The organism is Nonomuraea wenchangensis (genome assembly GCF_900111685.1).
In the GTDB taxonomy this organism is placed as follows: Bacteria; Actinomycetota; Actinomycetes; order Streptosporangiales; family Streptosporangiaceae; genus Nonomuraea; species Nonomuraea wenchangensis.
The window spans coordinates 59,471-74,282 of the sequence record NZ_FOHX01000018.1; the positions used below are offsets into that span (position 1 = coordinate 59,471).

Here is a 14,812-nt window from a genome sequence, read left to right on the forward strand (position 1 = left end):
CGCGACACTAGTGGGCTCCGGGCGGAGCGAGCGAGTGGATTTCGCCCTGCTCGCTTGTACCCTGATCAACTGTTCGTGCCAAACGGCGATGGCAGGAGACGGCGCATGACTTCGAAACTCGCCGGCGACGTGGTCGGCAGGCGCTACCGGCTTGCCGCCGTCCTGGGGTCCGGTGGTTTCGGGCGGGTCTGGCGGGCTCGGGACGAGACCCTCGACGTGGACGTCGCGATCAAGGAACTGCGGCTGCCGCCCGGGATGCCGGAGACCGAACGCGCCGAGCGGCTGGCACGCGCCACGCGCGAGGCCCGCAACGCCGCCCGGTTACGCAAGCACGACGGCATCGTCGCGGTCCACGACGTCGTCATCGACGGCGGCCTTCCCTGGATCGTCATGGAGCTGGTCGATGGCTGCTCGCTGGGCGAGCACGTCAAGGAGCACGGGCCTCTCCCGGTGGACAGGGTCGCCGCGGTCGCCGCGGCACTGCTGACGGCGATCGGCGCGGCGCACCGGGAGGGCGTCGTGCACCGCGACGTCAAACCGGCCAACGTCATGCTCGCCGCGAACGGGAAGGTCCTGCTCACCGACTTCGGTACGGCGGTCCACCACACCGACACCGCGCTGACCGCCACCGGGATGTTCATCGGCTCGGCGGAGTACATGGCGCCCGAGCGGTTGCGCGGCGGTGACGGCCTTCCCGCCGGGGATCTGTTCTCCGTCGGCGTGACGCTTTACCAGGCCGTCGAGGGGGTCTCGCCGTTCCGTCGCGACACCCAGGAGGCGACGTTGGCCGCGGTGCTCCTGGAGGAGGCGCCCGCGCCGCGACGAGCCGGGCCGCTCACGCCGCTCATCACCCGGCTGCTGGACAAGGACCCGGACCGCAGGCCGACGGCCGGCGAAGCGCTGGCCATGGCAGCGGGGATCGCAGGCGAGCAGCCCGCGACCACCGCCCGCGTGCGGCGCGACACCAAGATCATGCCGGCCTGGCCGGCGAAGCGGCGGCCGGTCGTCGCCGCCGCGCTGACGGGGGTCATGACGGCGTTGGTGGTCCTCACGGCGTGCGGCGTCGCCGGGCTTCCCGACGCGGGTGGAACGTGGGGGAGATTCGAGGAGGACCGGCGCGCCATCGTGATCGCCGTTGTCGATGTCGTTCTGGCCGGCTTGATGTGCGCCGGTCTCGCGCGGTTCCTGCCGGTGAACGCCGGCAGGATCGTCACGGCGGCCGTCGGCGCCGCCGGGCTCGTCTACGGCTGTGGCGCGGCCGCTTTCGCCTTCCACGGTGCCCGCGAGATCTTCCGGGACGCGCTGGGGCTGTCCCAGCGCGAGTCCGCGACGGTGTCGCTGGCCTTCGTCAGCAGCGTCGTCCTCGTCGCTGTCGGCTCGGCCTTGGCCTCGCAACTCCTCCTGCGGCGCGAGACGATCAGAGGCCGGACCCGGTCATGATCGCCTGAGTCCCCGGCCCCGCGCCTCATGGCCTCGTGCCGTTAGGGAACCCGGTCCAGCGCAGGTGCGCGGGAAGGTGGCTCATGTCGTTGAACATCACCAGCGTCGGCGGCAGGCCGGGGCGGTAGTCGATGACCGTCAGCGCGGCGTTGGCGCTGTTGAGGCCGAGCCACCGCGACGGCGGGGCGTCCAGGGCGTGCCGCACCAGCCACGCGATCTGGTAGGCGTGCGTCACCAGGACCTCGTGGGTGTCGCGCGGGGCCGTGGGGGCCTGCGCGAACCGGGCGAGCAGGGCCTCGGCGAGCTTGTGGCCCGAGGCGGCCTCGGCGTCGTCGTAGCCGTCGAAGAAGCCGGCCCAGGACGGCGGTGTCTCGGCCGGCCGGGGGACGTAGGGCACGTGGTCGATGAGTTCGGCGGCCTCGGCGACGGGCGCGTCCGGCAGATGGCGGGCCAGCTCGCGCGCGCTGGCCGCGGCGCGCGGCAGCGGGGAGTGCCACACGGCGTCGACCGGCAGGCCGGCGAGCCGTTCGCCCAGCAGCTCCGCCTGCCGGCGGCCGAGGTCGGTGAGGTCGCCGAACGCGTCGGCGGCTCCGTGACGGGCCAGGTAGAGGTGTCGTGTGGTCATGGGCGGGTGGGGCGCGGCGCCTGGATGGGCCCGCTTCCCGTCTCCTTCCGGTCCGTGACGGTGCCGTTGGTGCCGTCGATGGTGATGGTGCTGTCGTCGTGCAGTCTGCGTGTCGCGTCCGGGACGCCGAGGACGGCGGGGATGCCGTGCTCGCGGGCGACGATGGCGGCGTGGGAGAGCACGCCTCCGGTCTCGGTGACGACGCCGGCCGCGATGCGCAGCAGCGGCGTCCAGGCGGGGTCGGTGAAGGGGCAGACGATGATGTCGCCGGGCCGCGCGCGGGTGAAGTCGCGGGGACCGCGGATGATCCTCGCGGTGCCGGTCACGACCCCGCGGCTGCCGGGCGTTCCGGTCAGCCCGGGCGCGGCGGGCGCGGGCCATGCCGGGGGTGTGGCGGGTGCGGGCCATGCCGGGGGTGTGGCGGTGACCGGTCGCGCCTGCAGGATCCAGGGGCGTCCGTCGGCGATGGCCCATTCGACGTCCTGCGGTCCGCCGCGTACGTCGGCGATCCGTTTGCCCAGCTCAGCGAGCACGACGGCGGTGGCGTCGTCGAGCGCCGGCTGGTCGCGGGTGGCAGCGGGGACGTCGGACGTGACGAGCCGGTCGCCCCGCCGGTCGAGGCGGGTGCGTTTGTGCGCGAGCCTGCGGGTGACCGTCCCGTCCGCGGCGACGCGGTAGGCGTCAGGGGTGACCGTGCCGCCGACGACGCTGGGGCCGAGCCCCCAGGACGCCTCGATGCGGATCGGGTCGTGCGGGTCGGCGGGGGTGAACAGGACCCCGGACACCTCGGCGTCCAGGTGGCGTTGCACGAGGACGGCCATGGCACGGTCGCCGGCGGCGCCCCGGTGGTAGTCGAGGGCGCGCGAGGTGAACAGCGAGGCCCAGCAGGCGCGTACGGCGTCGGCGACCGCGCCGGCTCCGCGTACGCCGAGAAAGCTGTCGTGCTGACCGGCCGCCGACGCCTGGCCGGTGTCCTCGTGCGCGGCGGACGATCTCACCGCGACGGGCGGATCGCCGAGCTCGCCGAGCGCGTGCCCGAGCGCGTCGATCAGGGTGGCGTGGACGGGAAGGGCCTCGATCGCCCGCCGCCGGTCCGGCCCGGGGTCCAGGTCGCGTACGGCGGCGCGGTAGGCGGCGAACGGCACGACGAAGCCGCCGGGCACCGGCAGTCCCGCGCGGAGCAGCGCGCCGAGCGCACCGGCCTTGCCCCCGCACGTGTCGGCGACGGCCGACCTGAGGGGTACGATCATCCACCCGCCCTTTCAACGAAACGTTGACAACATTTCGTTGATTCTGGATCATGAGTGGCATGTCACGCAAGCAGGACATCACTCCCACCGGCCGCGCGGACCGCGCCCAGGCCGGCCGCGAGCACGACGCGCGCCGGCGTCTGCTGCGCCTGGGCGCGGACGCGCTCGACGCCCGTCCGTGGCTCCCCGCGCCGGCCCCGCTGTCGGCGGTGGACCTCGTCCAGTTCGCCGTCTGGCGCAACGCCGACCTGGGCCCGGAGGACGTCCTGAGCGCGCTGGCCCTGCTGCCGGCCGCTCGCGCCGAAGTCGACGGGCTCGAGTCCGCCCTGCTGTTCATCGCCCGTAGCAGCGGGCTGACCTGGGCGCAGATGGCGGAGGCGATGGGGTTCAACTCCCCGCAGGCGTGCCAGCAGCACTTCACCCGCCTGACCGCGCGCGAGGCCGGCGCGTGACCCGCGACTCCGCGCCCGGCCTGCTGGTCCTGCACGCGGTGCGCATCCTGGGCTTCGCCGACACTTCGGCGGTCGCGCAGCGGTACGGGCTCGACGAAACCCGGACCGGGGAGCTGTTGCGCGGCTTCGAGGCGCGAGGCTGGGCCGGGCACTCCGCCTTCGCCGGCACCGGCGGCTGGTCGCTGACCGAGCCGGGCCGGGCCGAGAACGAGCGCCTGCTCGCGGCCGAGCTCGCCCACGTCGGCGGCGCCGGCGAGGTCCGGGACGTCTACCGCGCGTTCCTCCCGCTGAACGCCCTCCTGCTGCAGGCCTGCACCGACTGGCAGCTCCGGCCCGCCGACGGCGACCGGCTCGCCGTCAACGACCACCGCGACGCCGACTGGGACGCCGGGGTGCTCCACGAGCTGGCCTGCGTCTCGCGCGCGCTCACGCCGCTGGCCGACCGGCTCGGGAGCGTGCTGGCCCGGTTGCGCGGGTACGACACCCGGTTTGCCGCCGCCCTGGCGCGCGCCCGGGCGGGGGAGCACGCCTGGGTGGACCGGACCGACGTCGACTCCTGTCATCGCGTCTGGTTCCAGCTCCACGAGGACCTCATCGCCACGCTCGGCCTGGACCGGAACGCGCACCCCTGACGGATCGGTGGCGGGCGGGCCGCCGGGCCCAGTCCGGGGCCCGCCCGCCGTCCGCCGGTCGCGGCGCGCGCCATCGCCGGTTACGCCGCGACCGGCAGCCTGGTCATCCGGAGAACGTCGCCTTGACGGTGACCTTGCCGCGCAGGCCCGTCAGCTCGACGGTGTCGCCGCTGACCGGCAGCGGCCGGCCCGCGGCGCTCGCCCCGACGAGCCGGTGCCCGGCGGGCACGCGCAGCCGGAGCTTCACGGCGGCGTCGCCGAGCCCGCTGGGCAGGCTGACCTCGCCGGTCACCTCGCCGCGCGCCAGCCGCGAGGTGAGCGTGTAGCCGACCTCGCCGAACGCGGTGGGCAGCCCGGCGACGGCGACGCGCTCGCCGTCGGCCAGCCAGCCGCGCGGCGTGGCGAAGGCCAGGTCGAGGCCGGTCGGGCTGCCGGTCTCGTCGCCCTCCTCGTGGACGAGCATCTCGCGCAGGTTCTTCAGGTACGCGGCGTTGTTGGCGCTGAGCGGCGACAGCCACGTGCCCCGGTAGAACGTGCCGGGGCAGGGGTCGATGTTGGCGCCCTCCCCGACGGTGAACGTGTCGCGGGAGAAGCCGTGCGCGAGCTGCCCGTAGAAGGCCAGCACCTGCCGGTCGGGCTGGTCGTTGATCGCCAGGAAACGGTTGTACTGGTAGCCGTACACCTGGTCGACGCCGGTGCCCTCGTAGCCGGCCAGCCCGCCCGGGTTGCAGTCGCCGATGGCCTGCCCGGTGTAGTTGAACCTGACCATACCGAGGAACGTGCCGCCGTGGGTGTGCACGTACTTCAGCAGCTTGGCGCTCTCCTCGCCGGTGAAGAAGCCGGAGGCGAAGCCGTAGTGGGCGAGCAGGTTCCAGTAGCTGGAGTCGCGGGTCTCGGTGATGGTGTCGTACGGCTGCACGCCCGACAGCAGCTCGCGCGGCACGAACAGGCTCCCGTCGGGCAGCTCCACCTTGGACCGGTCGATCACCTCGCGCAGCTTGCCGGTGAACCTGTCGTACGCCGGCCCATACGCGGCGGCGAGGTCGTCGCGGCCGAGCGAGCGGAAGACCTGGAGCAGGTCGCGCCAGCCCCACCAGGACACGAGCTGGGCGTGCGTCCAGTAGCCCTCGTTCCAGTTGTCCTCGCAGCAGCGCTGCTTCTCCAGGATGCCGTTGGGGTCGGCGGCCGTCTGGCGGACGTAGTCGTCCAGGTAGCCGCGCAGGGCGTCGAGGTTGCGCTCGACGAACGCGCGGTCGCCGGTGAGCCGGTAGTAGCGGGCGGCGGCGAGCAGTTTGGAGCCCTGTTCCCAGTTGCGGTACATGACGGGATAGGCGGGTCCGCCCTCCTTCGTCATGGTGAGCAGGGTCTGCAGGTTCGCGCGGTAGTCGTCGCCGAACCCGAACTCGCCGAGCGCGGAGACGGTGTCCACCATCTCCGGCACGTACTGCTGCTCGTAGAAGTTGCCGATGCTGTAGCGCCAGCCCATCGTGAGGTTCTGGATGAGCAGGTTGCGCAGCGCGCGGGTGGCGTACTCCTCGGGGACGGAGATCCGGGCGCCCTGGGCGAGTTTGCGCTTCCAGTAGGCGGCGACGCTGTCGCGCGCCTTGGCGTAGGAGCCGGGTGCCAGCACGGAGGCGCCGTTGCCGCGCACCTCGGCGGGGTTGTTGAGGACGGCGAGGGTGACCGTGCGGGGGCCGCGCGCCAGGTCGAGCTCGTAGGTGAGGTCGGCGCCGGACAGGGTGGGGGAGCCGTCGGTGAGCAGGTGCACGGCGTTCCCCGCGGCGACCTTGCGGCCGTTCAGCGTCAGGGCGGGGTTCTTCGGGTCTTCGAGGTGGACGCGGAGCGTGGCGGAGCGGGCGGTCTTCGTGCCGGTCGCGGTGATCTTCACGTAGCTGACCAGCGACGGCGTCTCGGGGGCGCGGGCGGCGAACGACTCCTGCGTGTACGTGACGCCGGCCGCGTCGCGGTAGCCGACGCGCAGGATCGGCAGGTAGCCGTCCTGGAGGGTGGCCGGGGTCAGCCGGCCGAGGTCGGAGCCGAACCGCTCGCCGCCGACGAAGAACCGCGTCCGGCGGAAGTCGCCGCAGCGGGCCTTGTAAGCCTCGGAGTAGTCGCCCGTCCAGGGGGCGGCGTCGCACGGGGTGTGCCAGTCGGCGGTGATGCCGCTGCCGTCGGCGGTGTGCAACGCGTAGTGGTTGCCGCTCGGCTCGGCCGGCGACTGGGTCTCGGCGGTGTCGCCCTGGGGGAGGGTGAGCGGCAGGTAGTGGTAGCCGGTGTCGCTGACGCCGTTGGCGCCGTTGCCGGTCTCGCCGGTGGCGACGCCGCCGGTCGCGATCGGCACCAGGTAGTCCTTGACGTTGTCGTACGTGGGGCCCTCCGGCTTGGCGATGAGGTGCTCGCCCCACAGGTCGGTGCGGGCGGCCAGCGCCTGCCGCACGCCGTCCACGTACTCCTGGCTGAGCGTCGGCCAGGTCTGCCGGTCGGCCAGCGGGGGCGGCGGTTCGGCGGCCAGCGCCGGCGTCGCGGGGGCGAGCAGCAGGGCCGCCACCACCGCCGCTCCTGCGGCCCGCGCCGTGCGGCGTGATGCGCGTGGATGCATCCAGGTCCTCCTCGATGTGCTGTTCACGAAGCGGCGATGGCGCGGGCTTGGCGGATCAGGTCCAGCGAGGCGAGCGGGCTGAGACCGTAGTGGTAGAGGTCGACCCGGTCTGCGGCGGCGGCGCGGAGCTTCTGGGCGAGGTTGTCCGCGCTGTCGCAGTCGGGATCCATCGGACGGAGCGCGACCCCGACGGGGCCGCGGGTGAGCGATCGGTACGCCTCCACCTCCAGGCGGACGCGTTCGGGGTCGCGGGCGTAGGCGGTGACGGTGACGGGGCAGGTCAGATCGCCGGGGCGGACGCCCAGCGCGCGGGCGCCGTGGACGCCGGGCTCGCCTTCGGGGCGGCCGTCCGCCCAGCCGAGCAGCCCGGCGGACAGGTCGAGCAGCCGGAACCCGGCGCCGGCGCGGGCCGCCTCGGCCGCCAGCTCCGCCAGCAGCGCGCTCACCGTGTCGCAGCGCGCCTCGAGGTAGCCGTCCAGCGCCTCGGCGAGCGGCGGGCCCGGCGGGCGGCCGGCGAGGCAGGCTTCGACGTGGGCGCGGGCGGCGTCCAGCAGGTCGGGCACGGGGACGCCGCGGGAGCCGGCCGCGGCCCGGCAGTGGGCGCAGAAGCAGAGCCCGAGCAGCAGCCGGGCGGTCGCGTCCAGCGGGACCGCGTGGCGCTCGTGCCCGTGCCCGTGCTCGAACGGCAGCCAGTGCGCCGCCTCGGCGAGCACCGTGCCGACCGGGTAGCGGCAGACGTCGCGGGTCAGCGCGACGGCGTAGGCCCGCACCTCGGGGTCGGAGGGGCAGAGCACGTGCGGGTACGGGTCGCCGAACAGGTTGCGCACCACGCCGGGTCGCGCCTCGTCGTCGCCGTCGTCGTGCAGGTAGACGGTCCAGGCGTCCACCGTGGCGCCATGGGCCGGGGCCCGCTCGGCCAGCTCGGCCAGCAGGTCCCGGCCGCGGGCGAACTCGCTGCGCCGTGGCCGCAGGCCGAGGCCCTGGTAGAGGCCGGGTTCGGGCGTGAAGCAGACGCCGGCGCCGCCGGTCGCCACCCGCCGTAGCGGGTTGTGCGGCAGCACGTCGCGGGCGGCGTGGTAGGCGACCGCCGGAGCCAGCCTGCTCACCCCGGCCCGCGTCACGACGTTGTCCAGCACCGCGTCCACGCCCTCGCCCGCCAGGTCCAGCGGGCCGCAGAACAGCGAGAGCTCCATCGGCTACATCCGCACCGTGAGCCCGCCGTCGGCGACCAGCGCGTGCCCGGTGACGTACGAGGAGTCCTCGCCGGCCAGGAACGCGACGGTCGCGGCGATCTCGCGCGGCTCGGCGAACCTGCGCAGCGGGATGCGCCCGGCGAAGTCCGCCCGGTCCGCCTCGCCCCAGCCGCCTTCCTCCCACATGTCGGTCCAGGTCGAGCCGGGGCAGACGGCGTTGACGCGGACGCCGTGGGGGGCGTACTCCAGGGCGAGGGTCTGGGTCAGCGACACCAGGGCCGCCTTGGAGGCGTTGTAGTGCAGCATGTCGGGCTGGCCGCGCAGCGCGTTCACCGAGGCCACGTTGACGATGGAGCCCCGGCCCGCGGCGCACATGCCGCGTCCGGCCTCCCGGCCGAGCAGCGCGGCGGCCTGGAAGTTGACCCGCATGACGTCGGCGAGGGCGTCCGCGTCCAGCTCGGCGAGCGGGATGCGGGGCGCCACGGCCGCGTTGTTGACCAGCGCGGTGAGCGGGGTCTCCTGCCGGTCGAGCCAGGCGGTCATGTAGTCGAGGTCGGTCACGTCGGCGACCAGGGGCCGTACCTCGCCGTGCTCCTTCAGCTCGGGGAGCGCGGCCTCCAGCCGGTCGCCGTTGAGGTCGCAGGCGGTGACGGCGAACCCGTCGGCGGCCAGCCGGGCGGCGACCGCCCGGCCGATGCCGCGGGCCGCGCCCGTGACCAGCGCCGTGCGCGGGGTGCTCATGCGGGGGCTCCGATCTTCAGTCCGAACAGGGGCGCGGCGTTGCCGCCGAGGATGAGCCGCTTGGCGGCGTCGTCCACCTGGGCGTAGACGAGGCCGCCGAGCTGCAGGGCGGCGTTCATGAACGGGATGTCGCTGCCGAAGACCAGCCGCTCGGCGCCGACCTCGCGGGTCAGGAACTCCACGACGCCCTCCCAGGAGAGCGGCCCGGTGAGGTCGAGGTGGATGTTCGGGCGTTCGGCGACGGCGGCGACCACCCGGTCCAGGCCGTAGTCGAGCCCGGCGTGGCCGAGCAGCAGCGGCACCTGCGGGTAGCGGTCGGCGATGGTGGTGAACACGCCGAGCGCGTCGCCCGCGAAGTAGCTGTGCGACAGCACCGGCACCCGGTGCTCGGCGGCGAACTCCCACACCGGCGCGTACGCCGGCCCGTCCAGCGGGTAGTCGCCGTGCAGCTCCGGATGCAGTTTGACGCCGCGGAACGCCGGATGGGCGAAGCACCGCTCCAGCTCGGCCGCGACCTGCGCCGGATAGTTGGGGTTGACGCAGCAGTAGCCGAGCACCCGGCCGGGATGGCGGGTGGCGGCCTCCATCACCTGGTCGTTGCCGTAGCGGTAGTCGGCGGAGATGCCGGCGTGCGCGGCGACCACGGCCACGTCCACGCCGAGCAGGTCCATGGCGCGGATCATGCCGTCGATGTCGTGGTCGGGGATGTGGAAGTTGCGGAACGCCCCGAGATGGCAGTGGGCGTCCACGATGAGCGGCGCGTCGGTCGGGGCGAGCTTGCCCGGCAGGTCAGTGCGCATACGTCGCGATCCCTTCTCCTGCGCGGGCGAGCAGCCCGGCCAGCGTCCCGCCGGCGATCAGCGCCCGGTCGGCCTCGGGCAGATCGGCCCGGTCGAGCTGGAGCCGCGCGCCGCCGAGCGACTGGACCGGGTAGCCGGAGCCGAAGACGGCGCGGTGCGCGCCGAAGCGCTCGCACAGGTCCTCAAGACCGTGGTGCACGTTGAACCCCGCGGTCTGGACGTACAGGTTGGGGAAGCGTTTGAGCAGCGGGTAGAGGGTGCGGTTGTTGCGTCCCTGGATGTCCATGAGGATGACCGGCAGGTCGGGGTGGCTCTCGGCCAGGTCGTACACCTCCCGCCATGGCGGCTCGCCGCGCCGGAACAGGGTGAAGTCCACGGCGAGCGGCATCCGGGCGCGTTCGAGCGCCGTCAGCAGCTCGCCGGAGCACCAGGGGGCCAGCGAGAAGCGGTGGCCGCCCATGTCGGCGGAGGGGAAGATCCTGGCCATCCGTGTCCCGCCCGCCAGCAGCTCCCGTACCAGCGTCTCGGGTTCGGGCAGCTCGCCCGTGTGCGGCGGCAGGACCACGCCCACCGGGTGCAGGCGGCGGCGTTCCGGCTCGGCGAGGCCGGCCAGCTCGCGCCCCAGCAGGGCGTTGCCCGCGGCGGGGGCGTGCTCGCGGGCGAGCACGTGGTAGACGGCCGCCTCGTGGATCCCGACCCGGTCGAGCTCCGCGACCAGCCGGGCGGGGGTCACCGCCTGGGTGATGTACGGCATGCGCCCTGCGGGGCGGCCGACGAACGTGTTGCAGTCGAGATATCGCACACAACCTCACTTGCTACCTGAAATGTTGGGGCTTCAGCGGATGCGGCACGCTTCGAGCCGGTCCCGGTCGAGCCGGACGCCGAGGCCGGGTGACGTGGGCGGCAGCAGGAAGCCGTCCTCGATGACGAGCTCGGTCGTGACGACGTCACCCGCGTGGTAGAGGTGCCCGGCCACGTCGCTCGGCTGGTCCAGCCGGGGGACGCTGAAGGCGAGATGGGCGGCCGCGGCGGTGCCGGCGCCCAGCTCGGGCATGCTGCCGACGGCCACGCCGACGCCGGCGACCGCGCACAGGTCGGCGATGCGCCGGGCCGCGGTCAGCCCGCCGGCCTCGGGCACGTAGATGTTGATCACGTCGGCGGCGCGGGCCCTGATCGCCCGCCAGGCGTCGTCGGGCGACCAGACGCTCTCGTCCGCCATGATCGGCACGGCGGTGGCGGCGCGCACCTCGGCCATGCCGTCGAGGTCGGCCGCGGGGAGCGGCTGCTCGACCGACAGCACGCCGTACGGCTCCAGCCGCCGCACCAGCGTGACGGCGTCCTTGGCCAGGCGGCAGGCCATGTTGAGATCGACCCGGATGCCGAGGCCGGGGCCGTGCTCGGCGCGCAGCGCGGCCACGGCCGCCACGAGCAGGTCGTGGTCGCCGGCCCCCTTGACCTTGACGGTGCGAAATCCCTGCCCGGCCAGCTCCGCGGCCCGCGCCAGCACCTGGGGCACCGGCGCGACCGGCAGCGACATCGACAGCGGCACCCGGTCGCGGGCGAGCCCGCCCAGCAGGCTGTGGACGGGCTGCCCGGCGGCCTGCCCGGCGAGGTCGAGCAGCGCGGTCTCGACGCCGGCGACGGCGGCGAGCGAGTGCCGGCCGAAGGCGAGGACGTCGGCGGCGACGGCCTGGAACCGGGTCACCTCGAACGGGTTCATGCCGACGACGGCGGGCGCGAGCAGCGTGTTGACGGCGTCGCAGAGCGCCGCGCCGTCGCCGTGCCAGATGAGCGAGATCTCGCCCACGCCGAGCGAGCCGTCGTCGGCCTCGGCCAGCACGATGCCGTAGTCGGAGGTGGTCTGGGTGCCGAGCGCCGAGGTGAACGGCTCGCGCAGCGGCACGGATACGGGCACGGCCTCCAGCCGCGTGACTCTCATCGTGCTCATCCCTTGGTGGCGCCGGACAGGACATCGGTGAAGAAGTAGCGCTGCAGCAGCAGGAAGATGACGACCACGGGCAGGGACGCGATCACCGCGACGGCGGCGATGTGGTGCCAGTTGGACGTCAGCGTGGACATGAAGTACTGCAGCCCGACGGAGATGGTGAAGTTGCCGTGGTCCTGCATGATCACCAGCGGCCAGAGGAAGTCCGACCAGGTCAGTGTGAACACCAGGATCGCCGAGGTGGCGAGCGGCGCCTTCACCAGCGGCAGCATCACCTGCAGGAACATCCGGGGCGGCGCGCAGCCGTCGATCCGCGCGGCCTCCTCCAGCTCGTCCGGCAGCCCGGCGAACGCCTCGCGCAGGATGTAGACCGACAGCCACATGTTGACCGCGGCGGTCGGCAGGACGATGCCGAGCAGGTGGTCGGTCAGCCCCATCTCCTTGGCGGCGACGAACAGCGGCAGCATGATCGCCGGGAACGGCACCACCATCGTGCTGATGCCGAGCAGGAAGAGCAGCTTGCGGCCGCGGAAGGCGAACCTGGCCAGCGCGAACCCGAGCAGCGCCGCCACCGACACGTTGAGCAGCACCGTGCCGGCGGAGGCGAGGAGGCTGTTGACGAAGTAGCGCTGCACGTCCGCCTGGTTCCACACGTACGCGTAGTTGTCCAGCGTCGGCGAGGCCGGGACGAGCTCCGGCGGCACCGCGAACACGTCGCCGCGTCCCTTGAACGAGGTGGACAGCAGCCACAGGACGGGCGCGAGCGCGAGCGCCGCCCCGGCCGTCAGCACAGCCAGCACGGCCGTCCGGGTGCCGAGCCCGAACACCTTCATCGTGACCTCCCCGCGAGCCGCAGGCCGAGCAGCACGAGCCCCAGCACCAGGGCCAGCAGCACCACCGCCATCGCGCTGGAGTAGCCGAACTTGAAGTAGGAGAAGGCCGACTCCCAGATGTAGTAGGCGGTGTTCTTGCTGGCGTTGGCCGGGCCGCCGCCGGTGAGCACGTAGATCTCGTCGAACATGCGCATCGCGGCGACGAACGCGATGACCGAGCTGAGCACGATCGAGCCGCGCAGGTGCGGCACGACGATCGAGCCGAAGGTGCGCACGTGGCCGGCCCCGTCGATGGCGGCGGCCTCCAGCTGGTCGTCCGGCATGGTGGCGAGGCCGGCCAGGTAGATCAGCAGGTAGATGCCGAACGCCCGCCAGACGATGACGCCGGTGACGGTCCAGATGGCGAGCGCGGGGTCGGACAGCCAGGAGACCGGCCCGCTCGTCAGCCCGGTCGTCACCAGCACGTAGTTGACCAGGCCGCCCTCGTCGAGCAGCCACTTCCACGCCACCGACGAGACGATGATCGGCACGACGACCGGCAGGTAGAGCACCGCGCGGAAGAACCGGCGGAACGGGATGCCGCGGTGGATCCAGTACGCGACCGGCAGCGGCAGGCAGACCAGCAGGACCGTCGCCACCGCCGTGATCAGGCCGGAGTTGAGCAGCGTCCGGTGGAAGACGGAGTCGCCGGCAAGCCTGCCGTACTGCTCCAGCCCGACGAAGTTCGCGGCGGTGAGTCCGTTGAAGTCGGTGAAGCTGAACAGGACCGTGTTGAGCACCGGGTAGAGGACGAACCCGCCGATGAGCATCACGGCGGGGACGGCGAACAGCCAGCCCCAGCCGCTCTCGCCCAGCCCGCGGGCCTTCGCGAGCGGGCGCGGCGGCGAGACCCGCCGCGCCCGGACGGCCGAACCGCTCACGAGCCCGCCGCGAGCAGCTCGTCCCAGCGCTTGGCGGCGTCCTGCAGGGCCCGCTCGGCGGGCTTGTCGCCGAGCAGCGCCGACTGGAACTCCGCGCGGAGCGCCGCGAACATCTCGGCCACGGCCGGATGCTTGGGCCAGTAGAACTTGACCTCCTGGTCGACCAGGACCTTCGTCTCCTCGGTCGTCTGGAAGTAGGGGTCCTTGGCGATCGAGGCCAGGCCGGGCAGCACGGGCGCCTGCTTGGCCAGCTCCAGGGTGGTGCCGCTGAAGTAGCGGGCGAAGTCGAGCGCCTCCTTGGGGTGCTTGGCGGCGCGCGGGATCGCGAAGTGCTGCAGGAAGCCGTTGGCGGCGCCGCCCGCGCCCTCGGGGTGCTCGGCGACCTTGAACTTCTTGAAGGTCTGCTCGTCGGTGTTGTCCTTGAGCCAGCGCAGGATCCACGGTCCGAGGAAGACCATGCCGGTCTTGCCCTGGGCGAGGATCTTGGCGCCGTCCATGACGCCGCCGTTGACGGAGGTGCGGTCGATCCAGCCCTCGGCCACGCCCTTGGCGTACTGGTCGAGGTGGGCGACGGCCTCCGGCGTGGCGAAGGCGGCCTTCTTGCCGTCGTCCGACAGCAGCGGCACGCCTGCCTGGCCTGCGAGGATGTCGGACGGGTTGCCGGCGTCGTCGAAGTCGTCGAGCGTCTGGACGAAGCCGGAGGCGCCGGTCTTGTCGTGGATGGCGCGGGCGGCGGCGAACACCTCGTCCCAGTTCGCGGGCGGCTTGGCCGGGTCGAGGCCGGCCTTCTCGAACAGGTCGGCGTTGTAGATGAGCGCCGAGACGCTGCCGTAGAACGGGATCGCGTACGCCTTGCCGCCGATCACGCCCGCGTCCCACAGGCCGGGCACGTACTCGGCGGCGACGGCGCCGGCGTCCTGGGTCAGCTCGTCGATCGGGTAGATGGTGTCGGTCGCGGCGAACTTCGGGAGGATGAACGGCGTCATGTTGACGACGTCGGGGGTCGCGCCGCCGCTGATCGCCGCGAGCAGCTTGCTCTGGGTCTGCTCGAAGTCGGGGATGTCCACCCACTTGATCGTCACGCCGGGGTGCTGCTGCTCGTAGCGGCTGATCGCGCCCTCGATGTAGGGCGTGTAGCCCTCCTTGAGGTTGATCGTCCAGAACTCGAGTGTGGCGGGGCCGCCGGAGGGGGCCGCCTCGCTGGTGGTCCCGCCGAAGACGCCGCACGCGCTGATCATCAGGGAGGCGGCTCCGATGGCGGTGGCGGCGAGGAAGCGCCGTCGCGAGGGCCGGGTCGGCACCATGAACTACTCCTTTCGCCCACGAACCCTTCCGCATCGCGTCGCGCTATTCCGGCGATGTTCGAAAATAGTTCGTTAACT

The 14,812-nt window shown here is 73.1% G+C and carries 14 protein-coding genes; 3 read left to right on the plus strand and 11 right to left on the minus strand.

Features of this window, described 5'->3' with window-relative positions:
- Positions 1-105 precede the first annotated feature (105 nt).
- Complete coding sequence (locus tag BMW85_RS38455) at positions 106-1,440, plus strand: serine/threonine-protein kinase (protein WP_091091755.1); 1,335 nt, start codon at positions 106-108, stop codon at positions 1,438-1,440.
- 25 nt (positions 1,441-1,465) lie between these two features.
- On the opposite strand, the gene BMW85_RS38460 is transcribed toward BMW85_RS38455, so the two are convergent.
- Both BMW85_RS38460 and BMW85_RS38465 read right to left on the minus strand, forming a co-directional pair.
- Positions 1,466-2,065, minus strand: coding sequence for a histidine phosphatase family protein (locus BMW85_RS38460; protein WP_091091757.1), 600 nt, complete (start codon positions 2,063-2,065; stop codon positions 1,466-1,468).
- On the minus strand, positions 2,062-3,315 hold the full coding sequence (locus tag BMW85_RS38465; protein WP_091091760.1) for a PEP/pyruvate-binding domain-containing protein: 1,254 nt from the start codon (positions 3,313-3,315) through the stop codon (positions 2,062-2,064). Before BMW85_RS38465 ends, BMW85_RS38460 begins: the two co-directional genes overlap by 4 nt.
- A 59-nt stretch (positions 3,316-3,374) precedes the next feature.
- On the opposite strand from BMW85_RS38465, the gene BMW85_RS38470 reads away from it, so the two are divergent.
- The gene (locus BMW85_RS38470) at positions 3,375-3,767 is read left to right on the plus strand and encodes a DNA-binding protein (RefSeq protein ID WP_177241099.1); all 393 of its coding nucleotides are present in this window, start codon (positions 3,375-3,377) and stop codon (positions 3,765-3,767) included.
- Entirely contained in the window at positions 3,764-4,399 is a 636-nt protein-coding gene (locus BMW85_RS38475) for a transcriptional regulator (protein WP_091091766.1), read from the plus strand. The genes BMW85_RS38470 and BMW85_RS38475 overlap by 4 nt, the downstream gene beginning before the upstream one ends.
- A 103-nt stretch (positions 4,400-4,502) precedes the next feature.
- Here BMW85_RS38475 and BMW85_RS38480 read toward each other — a convergent pair whose 3' ends face one another.
- From BMW85_RS38480 to BMW85_RS38520, 9 genes are read right to left on the minus strand one after another with little or no spacing between them, the layout of a single operon-like run.
- A complete protein-coding gene (locus BMW85_RS38480) occupies positions 4,503-6,998 on the minus strand; it encodes a glucosidase family protein (RefSeq protein ID WP_143082550.1) in 2,496 nt (831 codons plus the stop codon).
- 23 nt (positions 6,999-7,021) lie between these two features.
- A complete protein-coding gene (locus tag BMW85_RS38485; RefSeq protein WP_091091772.1) occupies positions 7,022-8,191 on the minus strand; it encodes a hypothetical protein in 1,170 nt (389 codons plus the stop codon).
- Between the two features lie 3 nt (positions 8,192-8,194).
- Positions 8,195-8,932: an SDR family NAD(P)-dependent oxidoreductase gene (locus BMW85_RS38490; RefSeq protein WP_091091774.1), complete on the minus strand. Its 738-nt coding sequence runs from the start codon at positions 8,930-8,932 to the stop codon at positions 8,195-8,197.
- The gene (locus BMW85_RS38495; RefSeq protein WP_091091776.1) at positions 8,929-9,732 is read right to left on the minus strand and encodes an amidohydrolase family protein; all 804 of its coding nucleotides are present in this window, start codon (positions 9,730-9,732) and stop codon (positions 8,929-8,931) included. Before BMW85_RS38495 ends, BMW85_RS38490 begins: the two co-directional genes overlap by 4 nt.
- Entirely contained in the window at positions 9,722-10,534 is an 813-nt protein-coding gene (locus BMW85_RS38500) for an amidohydrolase family protein (RefSeq protein ID WP_091091778.1), read from the minus strand. Before BMW85_RS38500 ends, BMW85_RS38495 begins: the two co-directional genes overlap by 11 nt.
- Before the next feature lie 33 nt (positions 10,535-10,567).
- A complete protein-coding gene (locus BMW85_RS38505; protein WP_177241100.1) occupies positions 10,568-11,671 on the minus strand; it encodes a mandelate racemase/muconate lactonizing enzyme family protein in 1,104 nt (367 codons plus the stop codon).
- Positions 11,672-11,676: 5 nt separating this feature from the next.
- Positions 11,677-12,510 (minus strand): carbohydrate ABC transporter permease, encoded by an 834-nt coding sequence (locus BMW85_RS38510; RefSeq protein ID WP_091091782.1) that lies wholly within the window; start codon positions 12,508-12,510, stop codon positions 11,677-11,679.
- The gene (locus tag BMW85_RS38515) at positions 12,507-13,430 is read right to left on the minus strand and encodes a carbohydrate ABC transporter permease (RefSeq protein WP_091091784.1); all 924 of its coding nucleotides are present in this window, start codon (positions 13,428-13,430) and stop codon (positions 12,507-12,509) included. The genes BMW85_RS38510 and BMW85_RS38515 overlap by 4 nt, the downstream gene beginning before the upstream one ends.
- Positions 13,427-14,734, minus strand: a complete 1,308-nt coding sequence (locus BMW85_RS38520) for an ABC transporter substrate-binding protein (RefSeq protein WP_091091786.1) — start codon at positions 14,732-14,734, stop codon at positions 13,427-13,429. Before BMW85_RS38520 ends, BMW85_RS38515 begins: the two co-directional genes overlap by 4 nt.
- Positions 14,735-14,812 lie beyond the last annotated feature (78 nt).

Excerpts from the sequence above, each read along its gene's own strand:
- BMW85_RS38520 (WP_091091786.1), bottom strand. The coding sequence starts at position 14,734 with ATGGTGCCGACCCGGCCCTCGCGACGGCGCTTCCTCGCCGCCACCGCC.
- BMW85_RS38455 (WP_091091755.1), top strand. The coding sequence starts at position 106 with ATGACTTCGAAACTCGCCGGCGACGTGGTCGGCAGGCGCTACCGGCTT.
- BMW85_RS38485 (WP_091091772.1), bottom strand. The coding sequence starts at position 8,191 with ATGGAGCTCTCGCTGTTCTGCGGCCCGCTGGACCTGGCGGGCGAGGGC.
- BMW85_RS38505 (WP_177241100.1), bottom strand. The coding sequence starts at position 11,671 with ATGAGAGTCACGCGGCTGGAGGCCGTGCCCGTATCCGTGCCGCTGCGC.
- BMW85_RS38495 (WP_091091776.1), bottom strand. The coding sequence starts at position 9,732 with ATGCGCACTGACCTGCCGGGCAAGCTCGCCCCGACCGACGCGCCGCTC.
- BMW85_RS38510 (WP_091091782.1), bottom strand. The coding sequence starts at position 12,510 with ATGAAGGTGTTCGGGCTCGGCACCCGGACGGCCGTGCTGGCTGTGCTG.
- BMW85_RS38465 (WP_091091760.1), bottom strand. The coding sequence starts at position 3,315 with ATGATCGTACCCCTCAGGTCGGCCGTCGCCGACACGTGCGGGGGCAAG.
- BMW85_RS38480 (WP_143082550.1), bottom strand. The coding sequence starts at position 6,998 with ATGCATCCACGCGCATCACGCCGCACGGCGCGGGCCGCAGGAGCGGCG.
- BMW85_RS38460 (WP_091091757.1), bottom strand. The coding sequence starts at position 2,065 with ATGACCACACGACACCTCTACCTGGCCCGTCACGGAGCCGCCGACGCG.
- BMW85_RS38490 (WP_091091774.1), bottom strand. The coding sequence starts at position 8,932 with ATGAGCACCCCGCGCACGGCGCTGGTCACGGGCGCGGCCCGCGGCATC.
- BMW85_RS38470 (WP_177241099.1), top strand. The coding sequence starts at position 3,375 with ATGTCACGCAAGCAGGACATCACTCCCACCGGCCGCGCGGACCGCGCC.